The sequence below is a fragment of the Halobacillus massiliensis genome (assembly GCF_900166625.1).
Taxonomy (GTDB): Bacteria; Bacillota; Bacilli; order Bacillales; family Halobacillaceae; genus Halobacillus_A; species Halobacillus_A massiliensis.
The window spans coordinates 3,805,476-3,829,359 of record NZ_LT800499.1 but is presented as its reverse complement, the minus strand read 5'-3'; the positions used below and the strand labels follow the sequence as shown (position 1 = coordinate 3,829,359).

Here is a 23,884-nt window from a genome sequence, read left to right as displayed (position 1 = left end):
GGATCAATATGAGTGAGGAAAACAAAAACAAAGTGAAACACGAATCAGAGAGCCACGACAAACACGCACACCATGAAGATAATGGCCATGAAAGCCATAAAGACGGTCACGACCATAACCATGAAGACCATAGTGGCGGCCATGATCATCATGACCATGGAGATATGGTAGCGGATTTCAAAAAACGCTTTTACATTTCATTATTACTGACAATCCCGATTTTAATCCTATCTCCTATGATCCAGGATTTTTTAGGAGTGGATTGGAGATTTCCATTTGATCAATGGATTTTATTCGGTCTTTCCACCATTGTTTTTTTCTATGGAGGCTGGCCATTCCTTACTGGCGGGATCAGTGAACTCAAACAAAAGAACCCAGGCATGATGACATTAATTGGTTTAGCTATAGTCGTAGCTTATGGTTACAGCTCGCTCGTCGTTTTTGGATGGAGCGGAAAGAACTTCTTCTGGGAACTGGCAACACTGATCGATATTATGCTGCTGGGGCACTGGATCGAAATGCGTTCGATCATGGGTGCGTCCAATGCGCTGGAACAATTAGTCAAGCTGATGCCAAATGAAGCGCACCGGATCAAGGACGATGGTGAAACTGAAGATGTACCAGTAACTGAATTGAATACTGGGGACCGTGTTCGAGTAAAACCAGGGGAAAAAATTCCTGTAGATGGTATTATCTCAGAAGGGAAATCTGCAATCGATGAATCGATGCTGACGGGCGAATCCCTGCCTGTGGAAAAAAATGTCGACGAGGAAGTTATCGGAGGCGCAGTTAACCAGGAAGGTTCTTTAATCGTTGAAGTAAAGAAAACGGGTGAAGATACTTACCTTTCTCAAGTTATCACCCTTGTAAAAGAAGCTCAGGAGTCTAAGTCAAAAGCCCAGGATCTGGCGAACCGTGCAGCTAAGTGGTTGTTTTATATAGCATTGACCGCAGGTTTTGGCACCTTGTTCATCTGGCTTGCGTTAGGCTATGCATTCGATGTGGCATTAGAGCGTATGGTTACAGTTATGGTTATAACTTGTCCACACGCGCTTGGATTGGCAGCTCCATTGGTAGTAGCCGTATCCACGTCTATTTCCGCAAAAAAAGGCTTATTGATCAGAAACCGTACTAATTTTGAAGGGGCCCGTAATTTGAATGCTGTGGTATTTGACAAAACAGGTACACTGACTAAAGGGGAATTCGGTGTAACCGACATTGTGCCTGAAGGATCTCATAGTGAAAAAGATGTTTTGTTATGGGCAGCCAGCGCCGAACAGAACTCTGAGCATCCGCTTGCAGAAGGGGTCATTCATAAAGCTCAGGAAAAAGAATTGAAGCTGAAAGAAGTATCTGATTTTCAATCAATGACAGGTAAAGGCTTGAAAGGAACGGTAGAAGGAAAAGAAGTAATGGTCGTCAGTCCCGGTTATGTCAATGAACGTTCTTTCAACTATAATAAGGAGCAGTTCAATTCCCTTTCAGAAAAAGGAAAAACAGTAGTCTTTGTACTCGTGGATGATGAACTTGTTGGTATGATTGCGTTAGCAGATATGGTCCGTGACTCTGCAAAAGATGCGGTCGCAAAGCTAAAAGAAATGGATATCCATCCGATCATGCTTACAGGGGATAATCAAAAGGTTGCTGATTGGGTAGCAGAGCAAATAGGGATTGAGGATGTCTATGCAGAAGTCCTTCCGCATAATAAATCAGATCAGATTAAAAAAATCCAGCAGAAAGGCTGGAAAGTGGCTATGACAGGCGATGGTGTCAATGACGCTCCAGCTCTTGCCACTGCCGACCTAGGTATCGCTATCGGAAGCGGGACTGATGTTGCAATGGAAACGGCAGACGTCGTACTAGTGAAAAGCAACCCTCAAGACGTAGTAAGTGTTATGGAGTTATCGAAAAAGACGTACCGGAAAATGGTCCAGAATTTATGGTGGGCTGCCGGCTATAATATTGTTGCCATACCGCTAGCGGCTGGCGCATTAGCTTCCATTGGGTTAATATTAAGCCCGGCCGTCGGAGCGGTTCTGATGAGTCTCAGTACTGTCATAGTTGCCATCAATGCCAAGCTTTTAAAAGCATAAGACTATAGAAAATAGTGGTGTCTGGAAGCTCGCACCACTATTTTTCTGATTAAATTTTTTGCTGAGGAAACTGGTAAAGTGGATTTTATCTAATGGATAACACGGGGGTTTCTTGTTAGGCAGGAAGGCGGCAGATTGGGAAACTTTATGAATCAGGAAGCCCTCGGTTGCCCTCTAATAAGAAACTTCCTGAAAACTTGAGCCTTTCAGAGGATATCATATAACTGCCATAACGGGCATTAAAAAAAAAGGTGGCCTTCTATCCCAATTGGATGATAGGGCACCTTTTTCGATTTGTTATTTTTTCTTCATATTCATTTCTTTGAAGTTTGCACTGGGTGCCGCTCCATTAGTGCCATGCATCTGCTTGTACATGTTTTTAATTTGCTGGGTAGTCATTTCAGGATGCATCTCTTTCATCAATTTTTTTGTCTGACCAAAATTGATGACTGCACTTGAATCCAGCATATTTTGATGCATCTCTTCCATTGCCATCTTTTGCATGCTTTCCTCGTGTAGGATCTCCATTTGTCCACTTTGAGCGCTGACTCCTGTCACGCCGACAGCAGCAACCAATCCGAATGATAATGCTCCAATAATAATAAACCTTCTCATGTTACTCAGCTCCTTTTTAGAAATAAATTTAGTATAAAGATAAACTGTCGAGAATCCATGGAGAATTTGTTAAGAACTAGCTACAATATTGAACCTGCTACATTTCCTTCTCCTTTTTTTGACCAGCCGCCAGTTTTCAGGATAACTGGTCAAAAAGTCCAGAATTAAGTCAATCAGTTATTCTTTCTTCGGTAATTTTTCTGATTCAAAGGAATAAAAATGAAGGGAAGGAGGAATGATCGTATGATTCTAAAAATGATAGACTTAAGTTTAATGGCTGAGCACCTGCCTGTTCATAAAGCTGAATTGGATAAATTGGAGTTGTATATTTGCAATATTCAAAACTCTGAAATTAAGCAGGTAGCTACAGAGCAATACATGATCATGCAGAACCATGTGAAAGTTATGATTGCCCTTATGAATCCCATTCAAAATGAAAACATCGGAATCAATGATTTACATAAATGGGAGCCTGTTCAGTTAAACTGTCAACAAATCTCCATAGGCATGAGTCAAGAGAATATGTTAATTGAACTCATGAATACTGCAGAAACGATGGCTAATAAGAATTTTAATTCAGGATTAAGGATGAAAGCTGAAAATGTCCGTAATATTCATATCCATATGGCCCTGCAGCAAATGATGATCCTCAATCGGTACATTGCTTTAAAGAATAAATTCATCAAGGATACCGCCCCGGAGAGTTCGCGAAAAGAGCAGGAAAAAACGTTTCATACATTTAAAAACATGTTTCACCTTTGAGAAGAAAAACATCTCCCCTCTCATGTCCTTCAGGCAAACAGGTTATCAATAGGATTGCCGAAGCCACAAATTTTGAATTGTCTGCTGATGGATAAGCAAATTGCTTAAGTTGTAGTACAGCACTTGTTACTCTCGATGAAATATTAGGACTTAGAGAGCCACCCAATTATTGTGGGGGAGGCTTTTTCAGTTTGAGCAAGCGTTTCCGTCCATTATCTCCCTTGGGAAGGTTATTGGTAGTATTTTTGCTATGGGAGGGTTATGAGGGCAGGCTTTTCTGTTGTTCCAGCTGAAAAAACAACCAACATTATTCAATAAGAAGTAAAGACGATCCAAAATAGGATCGTCTTTACTTCTTATTGGGGGAGAGAGTTATTCTTCTCATAATTGAGGAAATTAATTGTTCTTGGCGAATAACTTTTAAACCTGCCTTTTCAATATTGTCCATTGTCCTTCTGTTAATGTTTGCACCTATAATCTTTAGGCCGATTGGATTTAATATATCCATGATTTTTCCTTGCCACTCCACATCACTTCTCATATGCTCAAGCATGATGATTTGCCCCGCAGGTTTAGTAACTCTCCTGATTTCTTTTAGTCCCTGGATTGGATCTGGCACAGAACAAAAAACACAAGTAGATACCACCGTATCAAATGTATTATCATTAAATTTTAAATTTTGAGCATCCATCTCCATCAACTCGAAGTGTCCAGTAAGGTGACCGGCCTTCTCTTGAGCTTTATGGAGCATTTTAGGGCTGAAGTCAATGCCTGTCACTCTAGCATGATCGTTATAATACTTCAAATTAGCCCCCGTTCCCACACCCACTTCGAGAGTTTCTCCATAAGCTTCCTGAAGCAGGGTTTTTCTCCATTCATCCCTTATCATATGATCCATAAGGTCAAAAACGCCAGATATCCGATTATATCTTTTTTTAATCGTTTTCGTTTGCTTTTCGTTCACCATATGATCTCTCCCTCCGCCCCTTTATTTTACGTTTCTTTTTTTATCGCACTTGGAATTATAGTAATTTTTATCATAAATGATGGTTCTCATTATAAAAACACCCCGTTATGTGACCATCCAAAATTTATAATCTTCCAATATCAACTATGGTGATAGAGAAGGTCCAGGGGCAAGTTTAATATATTCCGTTATTTATACCCGGTTACGGTAATTTGGAAAACGTAAATTTCTTTATCATTAAGCATAATATTTGACTTATAATACCTTATAGGGGTATATTAAAACTCAATAGGGGGAATGAAATTTGAAACAAATCTTACCCGAAAACAGTAGTAAAAAGTCTGTAAAACTACGATCGGTCCAAGAAAAAGCGGCTGTTATAAATCGCTTGAAACATATTGAAAAACAAGTTAGAGGCATTCAAAGTATGGTGGAGAACGACCGATACAGTGTAGAAATTACCGCTATAAATAACGCATTAAATAAAGTTGGTCATTCATTACTGGAACGTCACACCCATCATTGTGTGGCAAATGCTATTAAAAATGGTAATAGCGAAAAAGCTATTGATGAATTAATGAAAGTGGCCCAACATTTCTCCAAATAGGGGGTGAATATCTATGAGTGAACAAAAGGACATGAATATAGGAATTACTGGGATGACTTGCTCGGCCTGCTCAACGCGCATTGAAAAAGTACTGAATAAAATGGACGGCGTTGAGGCGAATGTAAATCTGACGATGGAAACAGCGACTATCCATTATGATGAAGAGCGAGTTCAACCGTCAGATATTACGGCAAAAATTGAAACTCTGGGCTATGGGGTGCAGAAGGAACAGGTAGAATTGGACATTCACGGAATGACTTGCTCGGCCTGCTCATCACGTATTCAAAAAGTATTGAACAAGATGGATGGAATTGATCAAGCTACAATCAATTTAGCTACTGAGGCAGGCTTCGTTGAATACGAGCCGAATCGAGTATCTGTCGATGATATTATTGCAAAAGTAAAGAAACTGGGCTATGATGCGGTGATTAAACAGGATCGTGAGGAACAAAAAGACTACAAGGAAGAGGAAGTTAAGAAGAAGAAGCGTCAATTATGGTTATCTGCTCTGCTTTCCTTTCCATTATTGTACACGATGGTTGCCCACTTGCCATGGGAGATTGGATTACCTGTTCCTAATCTATTAATGAACCCTTGGTTTCAATTTCTTCTTGCCACGCCGGTGCAGTTTTATATCGGTGCTCGGTTCTATGTAGGGGCCTATAGATCCTTAAGGAATAAAAGTGCGAATATGGATGTTTTGGTAGCTTTAGGAACATCAGCGGCTTATTTTTATAGTTTGGTCGAGACTATTCGCTGGCAGATGAACCCTGAGATTATGCCAGAACTCTATTTTGAAACCAGCGCTGTGCTGATTACCTTAATACTCGTTGGAAAACTATTTGAATCACTTGCGAAAGGCCGTACTACAGCCGCATTAACAAAGCTTTTGAGCCTTCAAGCAAAAGAAGCGACGATTCTCAGAAATGGTGAAGAAGAAAAGGTTCCTGTAGATCAAGTTGAAGTTGGGGACATTTTGTTAGTCAAACCAGGAGAGAAAATCCCCGTGGATGGAAATATAGTCCGAGGAAACTCATCTGTTGATGAGTCCATGATTACAGGAGAGTCCATCCCTGTTGAAAAAAATGAAGGAGACCCTGTTATTGGATCGACTATCAACAAAAACGGGACGATTCAGATGAACGCTGAGCGAGTAGGGAAAGATACAGCACTTTCCGGAATTGTACGCATTGTGGAAGAAGCACAAGGTTCAAAAGCCCCTATTCAAAGAACGGCAGACATCATATCGGGAATTTTTGTGCCAATTGTGGTGGGAATAGCTATTCTTACGTTCTTTAGTTGGTATATATTTGTAACTCCCGGAGAACTGCCTGCAGCACTTGAAGCTTCCATTGCTGTACTCGTCATTGCCTGTCCTTGTGCCCTTGGACTTGCAACGCCAACTTCCATCATGGTAGGTACCGGAAAAGGAGCCGAACAAGGGATCTTATTTAAAGGTGGGGAATATTTAGAAGGTACTCAGAGTATAACCACTGTTCTATTGGATAAGACAGGTACAGTGACAAAAGGAAAACCTGAAGTTACTGATTTTGTTGCTTTTGCTGGTGATGAAGAGGAGTGGCTGGCTAATCTAATAGCTGCAGAAAAAGCATCTGAACACCCTCTAGCTGAGGCAATTGTTGCTTATGGAAAAGAACAAAATATAGAGATTAAGGAAGCAACTGACTTTGAAGCGATTCCTGGTTACGGAATTCAAGCAAAAGTTGAGGGGAAACAAGTCTTTGTGGGTACAAGAAAATTGATGGAACGTGAGAGCTTATCTTATCTTCAATATGAAGAGGCTTTTTCAGAACTAGAACATGAAGGTAAAACAGCCATGTTTATTGCGATTGACGAAGAAATCAAAGGGTATATCGCTGTTGCAGACACCGTCAAAGATACCTCTAAACAAGCGATCTCTGACCTTAAAGAATTAGGAATTCAGGTTATCATGGTCACAGGGGATAATGAGCGTACGGCTAAAGCCATTGCTTACCAAGTTGGGATCGACGGTGTCTTTGCCGAAGTTTTACCAGAAGAAAAAGCTGAGAAAGTGAAGGAACTGCAAAAACAAGGTCAAAAAGTGGCGATGGTAGGTGATGGGATCAATGATGCCCCTTCTTTAGCTACAGCAGATATTGGTATTGCCATTGGAACTGGTACAGATGTCGCTATCGAAACAGCAGATATAACGCTGATTGGTGGAGATCTTGAACACTTAAGTAAAGCCATCCAGCTAAGTCGTAAAACAATGAAGAATATTCGACAGAACCTGTTCTGGGCCCTTGCTTATAACACAGCGGGTATTCCAGTAGCTGCCATTGGATTATTAGCCCCATGGGTGGCTGGAGCAGCTATGGCCTTCAGTTCTGTAAGTGTCGTGAGTAATTCGCTTCGGTTGAAGCGAGTAAAAATATAAACAATTTGGAAAGGATGAATCATTCATGCAAACGACTATTAAAGTAGAAGGAATGACCTGTGGCCATTGTGAGCAAGCGGTGAAAGGTGCATTGAAAGAGATTCCAGGAATCCAAGAAGTCCACGTAGATTTGAAAACAGGGAACGTTGACATTTCCGCAAATGAGAATGTTAGTAAACAAGAAATGACTGAAGCAATAGAAGAACAGGGGTACGATGTAGTTTCTTAATAAGATGGAAAATTGATATCCTGAAGCTACTACAAAGTTGGTAGTTTTGGGATTTTTTCTTATTTAAACAAAGCTAAGGAAATATAGAATTCTTCACAATTTCTCGATATTTTTTTGAGAGCATCAGTTGAGATTTTTTTGAGGAGTGGTTGAAATGAAATTTAAATTAACCCTTATGATATTGGCTTCAATTACAGTTATTACGGGATGTAGCCAATCAGATAAAGAAAGCAGCCAAAAAGAAGAGGGAAAAGAAACCTTACAAGCTTCTACAGAATCATTTGATGGGTCTCTGGAGCATGTCCATGGAATGGGCTACGTAAATGACGAAACAATTGCTTATGCTGCCCATTCAGGAATCAAGCTTTACCAGAATGGGGAGTGGCTGGAATCTAAGTATCACAAAAATGATTATATGGGTTTTAATGTTGTGGAGAACGGTTTTTATACGTCTGGCCATCCAGGAGGACAAAGTGATTTACCCAATCCTGTGGGACTTCAAAAAGGGGATGTGACTAAAGAGAAGCTATCCGCTCTTGCTTTTGAAGGAGAAAGCGATTTCCATGCAATGGGAGTAGGGGCAAGGAATCATGCGATTTATGTATGGAATGAGCGTCCCAATTCCAAGATGGAAAAGGGTCTCTACAAAAGTACGGATGACGGAAAGACATGGGAAAAGATCAAGGCTGATAACTTAGGAGAGGAAATATTTCAAATTGCGGTGCATCCGGACGATGAGGACCGTGTAGCAGTAGCAAGTTCAACAGGTGTTTTTCTGAGTGAAGACGGAGGAGAGAGCTTTACGAAGATTTCTGAGCAAGGACAAGGAAGTGGATTATTTTTTACAAGAGATCGTTTATACTACGGTCTTTATAATGGAGTGCCTTCATTAAAAAGTTTTAATTGGAATGATCAAGCAAAAGAAGATATTACACTTCCTCAGTTGAAAGAAGATGCTGTCATGTATTTCTCAAAAAACCCGGATAGCGAGAGTGAATTTGTTATTTTCACTATCAAAGGAAGCAGCTATTTAACTTTAGACTCTGGAGAGTCATGGAAACAAATCATCGATCAAGGGCAAACAAAATAGTTGTAGTGTTCTTCCGCATTGGTTTTTCGATAATTTAATCGCAATTGCCTTTTCTTATTGCTCTAGGTGCTGCATCGCCTGATTGGCTGTTATCCATAGGAACATTTACGTGCTGGTTTTTCTATTCCATGATGGCCATATTCATCGGTCGTATGAAATGTATAAAAATCATGTAACATTGTGAAATTTGTCGGTTATAATTCCTGTTGGGGTATTCTGTTTTTTGGAAGGATGACTGCTTTTAAATAAGGGAGATAATATGAAGAAAAGTATTTCACTGAAAATCGGGATGTTATTCTTTATTCTAATGACCATTATCGAGTTATCCTTGTTTTTTGTTTTATATACCAATATATCCAATTACCAAATAGATGAAATACTAGATGGCCTTTTAACACGTGGAGGCAGTCACCGCGATGTATTGGAGAAGAGGTTTGATCAATCAACGCTAAACCATGTAGCATTAATGGAATCAGAAACAGTTACAGAGGTAGTCATTACAGACAATAAAGGGGAAGTTCTTTCCAGTTCCGCACCTATTGATTTATTTCAAAGAGAACTCATTAAAGAATACAAGAGAAGTCCAAAAGATCAGGGAATAATTATTGAAGGGCAATGGAAAACCGCCCCTTACGTTGCCACTTTATCTCCCATTATTATAAATAGTGAGCTTCAAGGAAACGTGTATATGTTTTCTCCCTCTTCAATTATACGGAATCTTATCACCCATCTTTCCCAACAGTTTATTTTTGTCATGGGGCTCATACTTGTTGTAACTATGATTGTCGTTTTTACTCTTTCAAAACTAGTTACAAAGCCTCTCATTAGAATGAAAGAAGAGACTGAAAAGCTGAGCAGCGGGGAAACAAATGTAGAGTTAAATGAGCATTATAATGATGAACTAGGAGTGCTGGCTCAATCCATCAACCGTTTATCTGAAGATTTAGAAAGAATAAAACAGGAACGTAATGACTTTTTATCTTCGATTGCTCATGAATTAAGAACACCCTTAACGTATCTAAAAGGGTACGCTGATATTGCATCACGAGAGCAGACAGCTGAAGTAGATAGAAGGAAATACCTTGAAATTATCAAAGAAGAGACTGAAAGCCTTACTAGTATGATCCATCAACTGTTTCAATTAGCTAAAATGGATGAAAATACGTTTGCCATTAATCCGCAAATATGTGAACTTAAACCATTGCTTTTAGAAGCAAAAGAAAAGATGTACCCTTTAATCTCAACAAATAAGGCTGAAGTAAATATAGATTCTTCTGAAGGGATCGATATCTATGCAGATCCAGTACGTTTTAATCAAGTGATTATGAACTTACTAGATAACGCCCTTCGTTACTCCGGAGGGCATCCAAGGGTGTTTATAAAAGTTCAAAATCAACAAAAAAGAGTTCTCATTACCATTAAAGATGAAGGACCAGGTGTCCCGGAAGAGTCCCTTCCTTACCTATTTGATCGCCTTTATCGCATTGATAAGTCAAGATCAAGGAACTTAGGTGGAACAGGATTGGGACTTGCTATCGTTAAAGAAATAGTAGAGATACATGGAGGAAAAGTAGAAGCCTTGAATCAAAACGGTTTATGCATTCAATTATCTTGGCCAAAGGAAGGAAGTTTATGACTAGAATTTTACTTGTTGATGATGAACAGAGAATGCTGGATTTACTCTCCTTATATTTAACGCCTCATGGGTTTATTTGTGATCAGGAGTTAAGTGGACATCAGGCTATCAAGCAATTGGATAAAACAAACTATGATTTAATCCTGTTAGATATTATGATGAAAGATTTAGATGGGTTTGCGACATGTAAAAAAATAAAAGAAAAAGCGAATATTCCAATTATTATGCTTACGGCGAAAGATCAAAAGAAAGATATCCTTCATGGTTTGAATATAGGAGCCGACGACTATATTACTAAACCGTTCGATGAGGAGATCTTGCTTGCTCGCATAGAAGCGCTTTTAAGGCGTGGGGTTAACCATAAGAATATTGAAATAAATGGTCTAATATGGAACGAAGAATCACATCAGCTGCATTATGAACATAAAGAAATTCATTTAACCCCTAAGGAATTTAAAATCCTTGGAATACTTATCAAACGACCAAATCAAGTATATGAACGTGAATATCTTTTAGAATTGGTCTGGGGATTTGAAACAGATACAGGGGGAAGAACGATTGATTCTCACGTTCGAAATTTGAGAGAAAAAATTCGAAGAGAAGGCTTTCCTATTGATAATCACTTGAAAACGATCTGGGGCGTTGGATATAAATGGATGAAATAATCTTTTGTGAGAAGATTTGAGAAGTGTGTGGAAATGAATATAAACCACCTGACCTTGCTCATTGGCAAAACTGTGCCGATCCTTGCTTCAAAAATGTAAAAGTATTACATAAAGTCCTTACGAATAGAACATTAATTAAGACTAGCACTTGTGCTAGTCTTTTCTCTTGAGATATTAAACATGCCACTACTAGTTGGAAGTAATGGATGCCAAACTGCGGGATTCTTTGACTCGCTATGATGAATGCTCACTATGTGGAACTTGATCATTTATAGGCTCATCTACAATCAAGGTTCCTCCTATTAAAAAGCCAGTTACTATTAAGAAAACAAGGAAAGGTTTAAGAAACCAAATTTTTGATGGTATGGATGAGTCAGCACAAGAGATGCTAGCTAAAAAAGGGTACAAAATAAGAGAACATACTGCTAAGGTTATAAATAACTTTATTAGCATGATGGACTCAGTAATGGAGATCATATCTCCTAACATAGCTCCCATCATACCACCCATTAATCCAGCTGTTAAACCCTCAATACAAGAAACTACTCCTAACCTGCAGTTGCAAATTCCTCCGATAAAAGCTCCCGTTGTAACTCCTAATACTGTAGCGATAAATAAATTTCCTTGAAAGACCGATCCAAACATTCCTCCTGCTGCAAGCCCCAAACATGTACCAGAAATCATTGAAATGACCATGCGCTGGTTATGATGGAGAGATAGGTGGAATCTTTTTGCTAATAGGAATGAGAAGATAATAATTAATAGGAAGACAATTGCGATAAACATCTGAAAATCACTCATTCTTATTCTCCTCGGAAGATTTATAGTTAAATTAGCAAACCAACTTTCCTTTTATATATATTTTCTCAGCATAAAAAAATGCCTTCAGATGAAATGTATAAAAGCAGAATTCAGCTCAATCAATAATATATAAGCCATAAAAAAGGGCGAAATCTATTGATTTCGCCAAGAAAATGTTACCGGTCGATCTTATATTACTCACTTGAAAGTTCATTCGCTGTAACCCATTTATGGTTGGTGACTTCTTCTCCTCCATCCGTTGGAGTAAAGTCAATCATATAAACGGTGGTTTCTTCAGCTGAGTCAATGACAGCCTCTGCTCCAGCCATTCCTTCCATGTGTGACGCTTTAAGGGCCACTTTTTCTTCTGGTTCGAGGGCTTCTTCCCCAGCCTTTTCAATTTCTTCATGGATGACCCATTTATGATTCTCCACACGTTCCCCGCCATTTTTCGGATCGTAAGAAACAGAATAAGCTACCGTATCATAGGCCCCTACAATCGTAGCCTGTGCTCCTTCCATCCCACTCATATGAGCCTCTTGAATGATCGCTGTACTGCCCTCTTCAAATTCCGGGTTCTCTGCTGCTTTCAGACCTTCCGGTACTTCACCGGATCCTGAATGCTCCATCCCTTCATGGCTTTCAGAACTTTCTTTCGTATTTTCATCTGAAGCCTGCTCTTCAGATTGGTTTTCGTTATTATCAGACGATTCCTTCTGTTCCCCTTCATTTCCCTCTGAGCAAGCAGCTAATCCAAGCAATAAAACTAGAAAAGATATGTTTAAAAGAAATTTCAATTTTTTCATCTTTATTCCCTCCAATTATTTACCACTATTTATAAAGTTTACCTTTTTAATATATCTTCCTTTTATGCATTTTTAGTGCAGAAAGACTGTTATTGAGAAATTTTTTTAGCTTACTGAAAGGTATTGGAGGAATGGAAGGTAGAAATCTAATCTGCTGCATCTCCATAGGCACCGGTTCCAGGTGGCTTCTAAAAATCGCAGTACGTATGAAAACCCTATTGTCAAAGACTTGATACACGTTAAGCCTGGCCGAGAATATACAATTTATTTTAAAGCTAATAATAAGGGAGAATGGTTATTTCATTGCCAATTGTAGACTATAAAGGGGTTTATTCTCCGTTTGATATCGGTGGCAAATATGAAAATCATCCTCAGTAATATTTGATAGACAACTCCAATTCTGGTTACCGAAAGTTAATAGTAACAAAAAAGCTGCACTGGTTACCTGGACCAGTGTAAAATAGAAGCTTTTATTGGGGAAAAGAGAGAAAAGTAAAATTAGGTATTAATGACTGGATTACATCTGCCATTAATGCCTAATATTTTTTTGTAATACAGGTAAACCAAAAAAGAAGGCTGACGATATTTTCCTCGTCCAGCCTTCTTTTAAAGTAATTTTTTATTTTCACTTACTAAGATACAAGCTTGCGGCATTCTTCTGCACAATTAAAACATGCCTCTGCGCATTTCTGGCAATGGTCATGGTCGTGTTTATTACATTCTTCTCCACAAGCTTCACAAATCTTAGCACAGGCTTCTGCCAATTCGGAAACAAATGGGCTTCCGCTGGAAAGAGATTTCTCGAGGAAAGCGCAAATATCCGCACATTCGCGATCCATACGAATACATTGTGCCATCATTTTTACGTCGTCTTCCTGGAGACATGCATCGTAACAGTGATTACAAGCAGCCATACATTCGTGCAGTTTCTCAATAGCATTTTGATACTTTTCATGAGACATTTCCATTCCTCCTAAGAAAAAGTAATTAGACATAGATACAGTATCTTATAATCGGGATACTATTTTCTTTGTCTTCATTTTTCTATTACCCCGTAAATTTGCAGATTTTATGCAGATAGAAAAATTATTTAAATAAAATATGAAGGACATCTTTTAAACTTTCATGTATATCAGCTTGATTTCACATTGACTCCTAATTAAATTTAATACATAATAATCTATTAATATAGAAGCTAATTAAATAGGAATATTTCACTCAAATAATAAAATTAAAACCTGTCGTCATTGAACCTGTTACATTTTCCTAGATGAAGAATTTTCGAATAGTAGATTTTAGTTGCAGCTAATCTCAATGAAGGTGGTAATGCGAATCCCCTGCTCTTCTGTCCTTTATATAAGGATAGAAGGGCGTTTTTTACATAAAAATTGGATGGTGAATGATATATGAAGAAACGGATCGTTGTTAAAATAGGCAGCAGCTCCTTAACGAATACAAAAGGTGGATTAAGCGTTGAAAAGCTGTGTGAACATGTCGATGCGATTGCACGCTTGAAGCAGCTTGGGCATGAGGTGATTTTAATATCATCAGGAGCAGTGGCGGCCGGCTTTACAGACCTTGGCTACTCCTCTCGTCCTGTAACGATTGCCGGTAAACAAGCGGCAGCGGCAGTAGGACAGGGGCAATTATTAAGAGGTTATACAGAAGAGTTTAAGAAACATGGCATTGTAACAGCCCAATTACTCTTAACCCGACAAAATTTCTTGCATAAAGAACAATATCAAAATGCACACGCTACTTTATCTGAACTTTTAAAGCGGAATGTTACCCCTATTATTAATGAAAATGATTCAGTATCCGTTGATGAATTAAACTTTGGCGATAATGATATGCTATCGGCACTGGTTAGCGGTCTCGTACATGCTGATTCTTTAATGATCTTAACTGATATCAATGGGTTATATGACCAAAACCCGCGAACGCATCCAGATGCCAAAAAGTACAACTACCTTCCTGAAATTGATGATGAGTTGGTAAAAGGGGCTTCTGAAGCTGGTTCAAAAGTTGGTACCGGCGGGATGAAATCAAAAATAGAGGCAGCTCGTACAGCACTGCTTTTAGGAGTGAAAGTATTTATTGGATCTGGAACGGGTGAGGAAAAAATTGTTGATATTTTAGTTGGAAAAGGAGATGGCACTTATATCGGCGGCTGCTCACAGTCCAGTATGAATAATTCCAAACAGTGGCTGGCGCTGCATTCCATTCCAGATGGGAAAATTGAAGTAGATGATGGGGCGGTAGCAGCTCTATTGAATAATGGGAAAAGTCTCCTGCCTGCAGGTGTAACAAACATTGTAGGGAACTTTAGGATTAATGATGTAGTTGAAGTAGTGAATGGAAAGGGACAGCTTATCGGAAAAGGCATTGTGAATTTCTCTTCTAATCAACTATTAGAAATTAAGGGATTATCAAGTTCAGAGGCAATGATCAAAGCTAATAGTGATCAAAAGGTTGTGATTCATAGAGATTATTGGGTGAGTCAATGAAGAATAAGGGGTTTTGACACAAATAAGGTAAGGAAAGTACCAGTAATATGGTAACAATAGTAATAAAAGAGGCTTCTTAAAAGGTAATCAAACTTTTAAGAAGCCTCTTCTTTTTTGAAACACTAACCTTTAGAAGAACCTTTTGGCCCCCGTGTATTTATCTCCCCAATATCCAGAGAATACAGGGTCAATGGCAACTCCTTTACTTTTCGTAGCGGAAATCATATCTCCATTCCCAATATAGATTCCTACGTGTGAAACTCCTACTTTATATGTACCAGAAAAGAAAACCAAATCTCCTATTTGAAGATTGGAGGCCGTTACAGATGTTCCTTGTGTGTATTGATCATAGGAACCTCTCTCAAGATCAACCCCAACTTTATTCATTACATAGTATGTAAATCCTGAACAATCAAAACCATCTGGGGATTCTCCACTCCATTCGTATGGAGTTCCAAGGTACTTTTCAGCGATGTTAATCACTTCATCCCCTGAAGATGATGCAGCTTGAGCATTTGGCGCAAATAAGAACATTACCATAAGACTGGCTAAAACGACACTAGCAAATTTCCTAAACATTAAAATTCCTCCTGATTATGTATGGTTATATAGTTTTTTCCATAGAATATCGTAGCATATTATAATTCGACAGGGTTTTACAGTTATGTAACAAACAGATTTCTTGGCCTATCAATCTATGAGTCAGCCTATGTCCCGCTTTAGATATCAGGAGTTACGTTTAAAGAATGCTCTTCTGCCCCTATAAGGATAGAAGCGAAACCCCCTCTTTCTTTAAACGATTCTTCTGCTCGTCGTTTTTTCTTATATAAATCTTCCAGGGAGACTTATCTTTTCTATCCTTCTGCATTCTCCGCTTATCATAAAAAAATGTCGAAAATCATCGGTTTACAAAAAAATAAGCTCATGTTAATATTAAAAACGTTCAATACGTTAAATAATTATTTAACAAATTTAATAACGAGCGAAAATTGGAATTGAAACAGTTCCGTAACCTCCGATTGACGTGAGGCAGAAAAGAATTAAATAGTTTAATAGAAAAAACATAAATATGGGTTTTGCAATGGAACCAGAGTTATGAAGAATAAGTTTTTGAAATCATTTTTGATTACTAAAATTCAATTTTTTAATTTCTGAGGAGGTCTGGAAGATGAAAGAAGCAGTAAATGAATCTTATGACTATATTGTAGTGGGTGGCGGTAGTGCCGGTTCTATTCTCGGTAATCGTCTAAGTGAAGATGGAGATAAAAGTGTCCTAGTTTTAGAGGCAGGACGCAGTGATTATGCATGGGATCTATTGATTCAAATGCCGGCAGCTCTACCGTTTCCAGCAGGTAAGAGCCTTTATGACTGGAAATACGAATCAGAGCCTGAGCCATATATGAATGGCCGTCGTATCAAGCATGCCCGTGGTAAGGTTCTTGGAGGTTCCAGCTCGATCAACGGTATGATTTATCAACGCGGAAATCCAATGGACTATGAACGTTGGGGAGCAGACACTGGTATGGAAACATGGGATTGGGCTCACTGCCTTCCGTATTTCAAACGCCTGGAGAATGCTTTAGAATCACCTGATGATGATCTTCGCGGCCATGACGGACCAATTAAATTGGAACGCGGACCAGCTAAAAATCCTTTATTCCAAGCGTTCTTTAACTCAGCTGTAGAAGCTGGTTATAATAAAACTCCTGATGTAAACGGCTTTCGTCAGGAAGGTTTCGGACCATTTGATAAGCATGTTTACAAAGGTCAGCGTTTATCAGCTTCACGTGCTTATCTGCACCCGGTTATGAATCGTGAAAACCTGACAGTGAAGACACGTGCTTATGTTACAAATATTGATTTTGAAGGTACTAAAGCCAAAGGATTGACTTACCAGCGAAACGGTAAGACACACAAAGTGGAAGCAGGCGAAATCATACTTTCAGGCGGTGCCATCAATACGCCGCAGCTCCTTCAGTTGTCAGGTGTTGGGGATGCTGAGCATCTTCGTTCACTGGGTATTAAACCGGTAGTCAACCTTCCAGGTGTAGGGGAAAACCTTCAGGATCACCTTGAAGTTTATGTACAGCACGCATGTCCGCTTCCTGTTTCTGAACAGCCGAACTTAAATAAGTTGAAAATGCCTTGGATCGGCTTGCAGTGGATGCTCGGACGCACAGGACCGGCAGCAACCAACCACTTCGAAGGTGGAGGATTTGTACGTTCAAATGAGGACGTGGATTATCCAAACTTGATGTTCCACTTCCTTCCGGTAGCCGTACGTTATGACGGACAAAAAGCGCCGACAGACCACGGATTCCAGGTACACATCGGACCAATGTACTCTGATGCCCGCGGATCCTTAAAGATTCGTTCAAAAGATCCGAAAGAGCATCCAAGCATGGTGTATAACTATCTTTCTACAGACCAGGACCGCCGCGAGTGGGTAGAAGCAATCAGAGTTACTCGTGAAATTATGTCCCAGCCAGCTATGAAACCTTACAATGCTGGGGAAATTTCTCCTGGCCCTACGGTAAAAACAGATGAAGAAATTTTAGAATGGGTAAAAGAAGATGCTGAAACTGCCCTTCACCCATCTTGTACGGCTAAGATGGGACCTGCTTCAGATCCAATGTCTGTTGTAGACCCGAATACGATGAAGGTTCACGGACTCGAAAATCTACGAGTTGTTGATGCCTCTGCTATGCCTTACGTTACAAACGGTAATATTCACGCACCTGTGTTGATGCTGGCAGAAAAAGCAGCCGACCTCATCCGTGGACGTAAACCACTGGACCCTATGGATGCTGACTTCTATCGTCATGGAATACACCCAGCTGATGCAGGTACAGTTAAATAATGTTTTTCATGAGAAGGCACTCTATCATTTTGATAGAGTGCCTTCTTTTTTGAGGAATTAGCTATGCGGATATGCAGCAATCTATTGGTAGAGGAGGGATAGATTTATGGAAATTTATCAGTCCTGGTATTTCGCTAATAAAACGGCTGAATACTAATTTGACTCATCTATTCTAAATTACTGCCTTCTTGGGTTATAGACAGGAAATACATCAAATATGGAGAAGTTAATAATAAGGAATGGAGGAATAAGTGATGTATATTAATAAATTTGTTACTCCTGAGATCATATTTGGTGATGGGGCGATACAGCAGGTGGGGGAAAGCTGTTTGAGACTGGGCGCAAAAAAAGTACTTATTGTTAGTGATGAAGGTGTAAGGAATGCGGGCTGGGAAGAAAAAGTTATTCAAAACTGCAAGGCTGTTCATCTTGAGTATGCAGTCTTTAATAATATTACTTCTGACCCGAAGGACTTTGAGGTAGAACACGGGGCAAAAGTATATATAGAAAATGAATGTGACGCGGTAGTAGGAGTTGGGGGCGGAAGTGCCCTAGATGCGGCAAAATCAATTGCTATTATTGCAACAAATGGCGGTGCCATTGAAGATTATGAGGGTGTCGACAAAATTCACCTGCCGTTACCTCCTTTAGTTATGGTATCTACTACAGCGGGTTCAGGATCGGAAGTTTCGCAGTTTGCTATTATAGTCGATCAGAAAGCTAAAAAGAAGCTGACGATCATATCCAAATCTCTAGTTCCCGATATTGCGATCGTAGACCCTGTCACTCTCTCAACAAAAGATCCTGCCCTTACAGCGTCCACGGGTCTGGATACTTTAACACATGCGATTGAATCTTATGTGAGTGTGGCTGCTACGCCGTTAACAGATGTTCAGGCAAGAAATGCCATCGCCCTCGTATCTGAATATCTACGCCCCTCTGTTGCCTCCAGATCTAATAAAGAGGCTAAAAACTCTATGGCAATGGCAAGCTTACAGGCTGGGTTGGCTTTCTCTAATGCTATTTTAGGGGCTGTACATGCAATGGCTCATGCCATAGGCGGACGGTTTCCACTTGCTCATGGAGAAATTAATGCTGTCTTACTGCCTTATGTCATGGAATATAACCTGATAGCCGTTCCTAAACATCTTGCTCATATTGCGGAGGTTATGGGAGAAGATACAAGAGGTTTGACGGTAATGGAGGCTGGCCGGAAATCAATTTCGCATGTGAAACAGCTGGCTCAGGATATTGGCACCCCTAAGCGATTCTCTGAAATGGGATTAGAAGAAGCGGCGATCCCCATTATGAGTAAAGTTGCCTTGGAAGATGCTTGTATGATTACTAACCCGCGTGATGTTACTGTCCAGGATATTGATGAATTATTTCGCCGGGCATTGTAAGGAGGGGAGTCTGCATGAATCAAAAGCAAGACCTGATTGAGTCTTTAACAGGAATCAGGTCTTCAAAGAAAAGCTATTACACAGAGCTGAAAAAAACTGTTGCTCAAATGAAGAAAAAGAATACAGAGTTAGAAATTATCAACGATATGATGAAAAATTTTAATGTAGAAATGCCATTGGAGGAAATGCTTGAAAATCTTTTAAATAAACTAAATCTAATTTTTAACTTTACGCGCCTCGGTTTAGCACTCATTGAAGGTGGACATCTGTTTTTAAAGCACGTGTATCCATTAAATCTGCACAGTTTGAAAATCGGCAGTGAAATTCATGAAAATAAATCACTCTATTGGCAGTCAATAAAGCAACAAAAAGCGATTTTTCGGACACAGCCTCCTAAAGAGAAGCTTTCGTATGTTGAGGAAGAAACATTTAGTCATCTGCAACTACGAAGTCAATGCATTCTGCCTCTCGTTTCAAATGGAAAGGTGATTGGTGTGTTTAGTCTGGGAAGCAAAGAAATTATTGAATACAGCCAGGCTGATCAATCCTTTTTCCAGCAGCTGGCCAATCAATTTGCCGTTTGTATTCAAAATGCCCGGCTGTACAGTGAAGTTGTTCAAAGCAAAAAAGAATGGGAAGATACCTTTCATGGTGTTCAGGATCTTTTGGTAGTTGTCGACACAAAAGGCTTTATTCAAAGATTTAATACCGCGGTATCTCGTTTTCTTCAAGCGGCAGACGATCAAATATATGGTCAATCATTACAAACAGTGTTTTCTCTGACTGATACTGAGAATGAAAGTTTATTAGTAAAAAGTCTTTTCAAAGGAAGTCAGGTTAACGAACAAATTCTTTTAAGAGACAACCGTATTTTTGATGTGTCCATCTTTCCGGTTTACGAAGAAGAAACAGAAGGAAATCAGGGAGCAATTCTTAATATGAAAGATGTAACAGAAAGAGTACATATGGAGTCCCAATTGATGCAATCCGCGAAATTGGCAGCGATCGGTGAAATGGCAGCTGGAGTAGCTCATGAACTCAACAGTCCTTTAACAGCTATTCTTGGGAACTCCCAGCTCTTAATGAGAAAATTTAATAAAGAAGAGCAGCCTTATCGTATGTTGGAAGACATTCGTAACTGTGGGAATAGAAGTAAGAGGATTATTAGCAATCTGCTTACTTTTTCACGGCAGGATGACATGTTATTTGAAGGGTGCTCTATTAATGCAGCTGTTGAGCAGGTAATTAGTTTGATTGGCTATCAAATTGAACGGCAGAATATTGATCTGGAACTTCAGCTGAGTAATGATCTGCCGCAATTCGATGGGAATTTACAGCAAATTGAGCAGATTGTCATTAACCTTCTGATTAATGCGAAAGATGAATTGGAAGAGTGTAGGAACTCAAATAAAACAATTAAAGTTCAAACTCATTTCCAAATCATTGATGAAACTGAATGGGTCATTCTTAAGGTTTGTGATAATGGCAGGGGAATACCAGAGGCAAACCAAACAGATGTTTTTTATCCATTTTTTACGACAAAAGCTGCTTCTAAAGGAACAGGCTTAGGTCTGTCGGTTAGTTTAGGGATCGCAAAAACACATGGGGGCAGTCTGGAAATTCATAGTGAACAAGGCGAAGGCAGTTGTTTCTTTTTAAAAATACCGGCAATCGTAAATGACGTAGAAGGGGAGGGCTAATATGGAAAACATTCTAGTCATAGATGATGAGCGTGAAGTTGGTAACTTTCTTAAAGTATTGCTGACAGAAAAAGGTCATCCTGTGGTATTGGCCGAAAGTGGAAAAGAAACTAAGAATTTATTAAACCAGGGCAGCTATGGATTAGCCATTATCGATGTCAGGCTTCCTGATGCGAGTGGACTGAATCTGTTAAAGGATATAAGGCGTAAATTCCCGGCGTGTAAAATTATTATTATGACAGGATACAGCACTGTAAAAACAGCCGTAGAAGCGATTAAGCTGGGAGCAGATGATTATATAGAAAAGCCATTTGATGACATTGATCAATTGGAAAAGCAAATTGATGACTTATTATTAAATAATAACGACGTAGCAAGTAATATCATTCATAGAATTGCAAATGAAATCGGCTTTTTAATAGGAAAACACTCAGAAATGGAACACTTAGCAGCAATAGCTTATAAAATTGCCTCTAAAAATGTAAATGTATTAATTGAAGGGGAGACCGGGACAGGTAAGGAAGTTTTAGCACGTTTCATTCACCAGGCAAGTGTGAGAAGAGATCAATCATTTATCGGGATTAACTGTGGAGCATTGTCTCATTCCCTTTTGGAAAGTGAGCTTTTCGGCCATGAAAAAGGGGCTTTTACGGGTGCAGTCAATAAGAGAAGAGGCATATTTGAAATTGCGAGTCAGGGTACATTATTGCTGGATGAAATAGCTGAGACTTCCACCTCCATGCAGGTAAGGTTGCTTCGAGTGCTGGAAACACGTGAGTATATGAGAATCGGAGGAGAAAAATCCCACAGAACAAATACGAGAATCATTGCTGCTTCCCACACTCACTTAAAAGATGCTGTTACTCAAAATAAATTCAGGAAGGATTTATTTTACCGCCTGGATGTTGTTAAACTGCAACTCCCTTCATTAAGAGAGAGAGTAAATGATATTCCGTTATTTGTAGACCATTTCCTGAATAAATTCCAATCACATTTAAAAGTTTCGGAAGATGCTATGTATTTTCTGAAAAAATATAGTTGGCCGGGAAATATACGGGAGCTTTCAAATACAATACTCCACCTTATCTCTTTCAATGAAGGAGAAAAGAGAGTGATTACTCCTGAGGATTTGCCTGAGAAACTTGTCTCTGGAATAGAGAATAGGGCCGCTCTGCAAAGAAATCAAGTGCTGCCGCATAAAAGGGAGAGGGACCTGGAAAGTTATTTATCAGAATGGAATCATAAGATCATCCGTTCTTTAAAGAATTTCTCTGATGAGGATTTTACTTGGATTGAAATGGAGCTGAAAGAACTTCAACAACAGGTGAGTAAAGCTTTTGTAAAGGAGTCACTATCTCTTTCAGATGGAAACCGAAAAGATGCAGCGAGACGATTAAATATAACTGAAAGAAAACTACGTTACATTTTAAATGAAAAAGATAAGATGATACAGGAACAGACGGGAAGGTAGATAAATAAATTATAAATTTTAATTAAGAGAACGACATGGCTGTAAAGCTATGTCGTTTATTTGTGTTTTAAGTTGGCGAATGGTGCCAAAATATTGGCTGGTCAGCCGAAAAATCGGCACTTTGTCAATTTTTTCGGCCGATTTATTAGGCGATATTGTCGAACTGTAAATGTTTTGAAGTTGGCATGAAAATTGCATCTAAGAATAATGAAAACACTTTCAGGGAGGTTTTATAAATGAAAGCAGCAGTCGTTAATGAATTTTCTCAAAAGTTGGAGATCAAGGACGTACCTATTCCTGAACTGGAATACGGAGAAATTCTAGTCAAAATTAAGGCTTGTGGTGTTTGCCATACTGATTTACACGCAGCAACAGGAGATTGGCCGGTTAAGCCGAAACTGCCTCTTATTCCAGGACATGAAGGAGTTGGAATCGTTGAAAAAGTGGCAGATGGGGTGAAGACAATCAAAGTTGGTGATCGGGTTGGAGTCCCGTGGCTCTATTCTGCGTGCGGCGAGTGTGAGTATTGCCTGACAGGCAGAGAAACCCTTTGTCATTATCAGTTAAACGCAGGTTACTCTGTTGACGGAGGATATGCAGAATACTGCAAAGCCCCATCTGATTATGTCGTAAAAGTTCCAGAAAATCTGGATTTTGCTCAAATTTCCCCTATTTTCTGTGCAGGTGTTACAACATATAAGGCTTTAAAAGTATCAGAAGCAAAGCCAGGTGACTGGGTGGCTATCTATGGGATAGGCGGGCTTGGTCATGTAGCCCTTCAATACGCCAAAGCCATGGGATTTAACGTTGTGGCCGTCGACATACATGATGATAAGCTTGCCCTGGCGGAAAGGCTGGGAGCAGATAAAACGATCAATGGAATGAATACGGATCCGGTTCAAGTTATTCAAGATGAGTTAGGAGGAGTTCAAGCTTCAATCAGTGTAGCGGTTGCCAAGAAACCTTTCGAACAAGCCTATCAATCTGTGAAGCGCGGCGGAACTGTTGTTGCAGTGGGGCTTCCGAATGAAGAGTTACCAATTCCAATATTTGATACAGTGTTAAACGGTGTCACTGTAAGAGGATCTATTGTCGGTACAAGAAAAGATTTACAGGAAGCATTAGCTTTTGCATCTCAAGGGAAGGTAAGAACAAATATTACAGTAGAACCCCTTGAAAATATAAATGATATTTTTGAGCGAATGGAAAATGGTAAGATTGATGGAAGAGTGGTCGTGACAATGGAGTAATAG

At 39.4% G+C, this 23,884-nt stretch carries 21 protein-coding genes; 15 read left to right on the top strand and 6 right to left on the bottom strand.

Annotation, left to right across the window (positions count from 1 at the left end; all coding sequences use genetic code 11):
• The first annotated feature begins 8 nt into the window (after positions 1–8).
• Positions 9–2,093 (top strand): heavy metal translocating P-type ATPase, encoded by a 2,085-nt coding sequence (locus tag B7E06_RS18895; protein ID WP_082235472.1) that lies wholly within the window; start codon positions 9–11, stop codon positions 2,091–2,093.
• 297 nt (positions 2,094–2,390) lie between these two features.
• Here the strand turns inward: B7E06_RS18895 and B7E06_RS18890 are convergent, their stop codons facing one another.
• Positions 2,391–2,708, bottom strand: a complete 318-nt coding sequence (locus tag B7E06_RS18890) for a hypothetical protein (protein WP_082235471.1) — start codon at positions 2,706–2,708, stop codon at positions 2,391–2,393.
• 243 nt (positions 2,709–2,951) lie between these two features.
• Here B7E06_RS18890 and B7E06_RS18885 point away from each other — a divergent pair, with 243 nt between their 5' ends.
• Complete coding sequence (locus tag B7E06_RS18885; protein WP_082235470.1) at positions 2,952–3,470, top strand: hypothetical protein; 519 nt, start codon at positions 2,952–2,954, stop codon at positions 3,468–3,470.
• Positions 3,471–3,819: 349 nt separating this feature from the next.
• Here the strand turns inward: B7E06_RS18885 and B7E06_RS18880 are convergent, their stop codons facing one another.
• Positions 3,820–4,437, bottom strand: a complete 618-nt coding sequence (locus B7E06_RS18880; RefSeq protein WP_082235469.1) for a class I SAM-dependent methyltransferase — start codon at positions 4,435–4,437, stop codon at positions 3,820–3,822.
• Positions 4,438–4,741: 304 nt separating this feature from the next.
• Between B7E06_RS18880 and B7E06_RS18875 the strand changes: the two genes are divergently transcribed.
• The 6 genes from B7E06_RS18875 (at position 4,742) to B7E06_RS18850 (ending at position 11,083) form a co-directional block, all read left to right on the top strand.
• Positions 4,742–5,044, top strand: coding sequence for a metal-sensing transcriptional repressor (locus B7E06_RS18875; protein ID WP_245807779.1), 303 nt, complete (start codon positions 4,742–4,744; stop codon positions 5,042–5,044).
• A gap of 13 nt (positions 5,045–5,057) precedes the next feature.
• Positions 5,058–7,463, top strand: coding sequence for a heavy metal translocating P-type ATPase (locus tag B7E06_RS18870; protein ID WP_082235468.1), 2,406 nt, complete (start codon positions 5,058–5,060; stop codon positions 7,461–7,463).
• A gap of 25 nt (positions 7,464–7,488) precedes the next feature.
• On the top strand, positions 7,489–7,692 hold the full coding sequence (locus B7E06_RS18865) for a copper ion binding protein (protein ID WP_082235467.1): 204 nt from the start codon (positions 7,489–7,491) through the stop codon (positions 7,690–7,692).
• Between the two features lie 154 nt (positions 7,693–7,846).
• Positions 7,847–8,782 carry a F510_1955 family glycosylhydrolase gene (locus B7E06_RS18860; RefSeq protein WP_082235466.1) on the top strand — a complete coding sequence of 312 codons (936 nt, stop codon included), beginning with the start codon at positions 7,847–7,849 and terminating at the stop codon, positions 8,780–8,782.
• Positions 8,783–9,041: 259 nt separating this feature from the next.
• Positions 9,042–10,418: a sensor histidine kinase gene (locus B7E06_RS18855; protein ID WP_082235465.1), complete on the top strand. Its 1,377-nt coding sequence runs from the start codon at positions 9,042–9,044 to the stop codon at positions 10,416–10,418.
• Complete coding sequence (locus B7E06_RS18850) at positions 10,415–11,083, top strand: response regulator transcription factor (RefSeq protein ID WP_082235464.1); 669 nt, start codon at positions 10,415–10,417, stop codon at positions 11,081–11,083. The genes B7E06_RS18855 and B7E06_RS18850 overlap by 4 nt, the downstream gene beginning before the upstream one ends.
• 234 nt (positions 11,084–11,317) lie before the next feature.
• Here B7E06_RS18850 and B7E06_RS18845 read toward each other — a convergent pair whose 3' ends face one another.
• On the bottom strand, positions 11,318–11,884 hold the full coding sequence (locus B7E06_RS18845; protein WP_082235463.1) for a hypothetical protein: 567 nt from the start codon (positions 11,882–11,884) through the stop codon (positions 11,318–11,320).
• A gap of 194 nt (positions 11,885–12,078) precedes the next feature.
• Positions 12,079–12,690, bottom strand: a complete 612-nt coding sequence (locus B7E06_RS18840; RefSeq protein WP_082235462.1) for a YdhK family protein — start codon at positions 12,688–12,690, stop codon at positions 12,079–12,081.
• A 151-nt stretch (positions 12,691–12,841) separates the two neighbouring features.
• Between B7E06_RS18840 and B7E06_RS22455 the strand changes: the two genes are divergently transcribed.
• Positions 12,842–13,006 (top strand): multicopper oxidase domain-containing protein, encoded by a 165-nt coding sequence (locus B7E06_RS22455; protein WP_082235461.1) that lies wholly within the window; start codon positions 12,842–12,844, stop codon positions 13,004–13,006.
• Positions 13,007–13,322: 316 nt separating this feature from the next.
• Here the strand turns inward: B7E06_RS22455 and B7E06_RS18830 are convergent, their stop codons facing one another.
• Positions 13,323–13,652: a four-helix bundle copper-binding protein gene (locus tag B7E06_RS18830; RefSeq protein ID WP_082235460.1), complete on the bottom strand. Its 330-nt coding sequence runs from the start codon at positions 13,650–13,652 to the stop codon at positions 13,323–13,325.
• 444 nt (positions 13,653–14,096) lie between these two features.
• On the opposite strand from B7E06_RS18830, the gene proB reads away from it, so the two are divergent.
• Complete coding sequence (proB, locus tag B7E06_RS18825; RefSeq protein WP_082235459.1) at positions 14,097–15,197, top strand: glutamate 5-kinase; 1,101 nt, start codon at positions 14,097–14,099, stop codon at positions 15,195–15,197.
• Between the two features lie 129 nt (positions 15,198–15,326).
• On the opposite strand, the gene B7E06_RS18820 is transcribed toward proB, so the two are convergent.
• A complete protein-coding gene (locus B7E06_RS18820) occupies positions 15,327–15,776 on the bottom strand; it encodes a C40 family peptidase (RefSeq protein ID WP_082235458.1) in 450 nt (149 codons plus the stop codon).
• Between the two features lie 589 nt (positions 15,777–16,365).
• Between B7E06_RS18820 and betA the strand changes: the two genes are divergently transcribed.
• The 5 genes from betA to adhP all read left to right on the top strand — a co-directional run bounded on the left by betA (position 16,366) and on the right by adhP (position 23,881).
• Positions 16,366–18,057, top strand: a complete 1,692-nt coding sequence (betA, locus tag B7E06_RS18815) for a choline dehydrogenase (RefSeq protein WP_082235457.1) — start codon at positions 16,366–16,368, stop codon at positions 18,055–18,057.
• A gap of 254 nt (positions 18,058–18,311) precedes the next feature.
• Positions 18,312–19,460 (top strand): iron-containing alcohol dehydrogenase, encoded by a 1,149-nt coding sequence (locus tag B7E06_RS18810; protein ID WP_082235456.1) that lies wholly within the window; start codon positions 18,312–18,314, stop codon positions 19,458–19,460.
• Between the two features lie 14 nt (positions 19,461–19,474).
• Positions 19,475–21,160, top strand: coding sequence for an ATP-binding protein (locus B7E06_RS18805; protein WP_082235455.1), 1,686 nt, complete (start codon positions 19,475–19,477; stop codon positions 21,158–21,160).
• Between the two features lies 1 nt (position 21,161).
• A complete protein-coding gene (locus tag B7E06_RS18800; RefSeq protein WP_082235454.1) occupies positions 21,162–22,631 on the top strand; it encodes a sigma-54-dependent transcriptional regulator in 1,470 nt (489 codons plus the stop codon).
• 236 nt (positions 22,632–22,867) lie between these two features.
• Positions 22,868–23,881 (top strand): alcohol dehydrogenase AdhP, encoded by a 1,014-nt coding sequence (gene adhP / locus B7E06_RS18795; protein ID WP_082235453.1) that lies wholly within the window; start codon positions 22,868–22,870, stop codon positions 23,879–23,881.
• Positions 23,882–23,884: the final 3 nt, after the last annotated feature.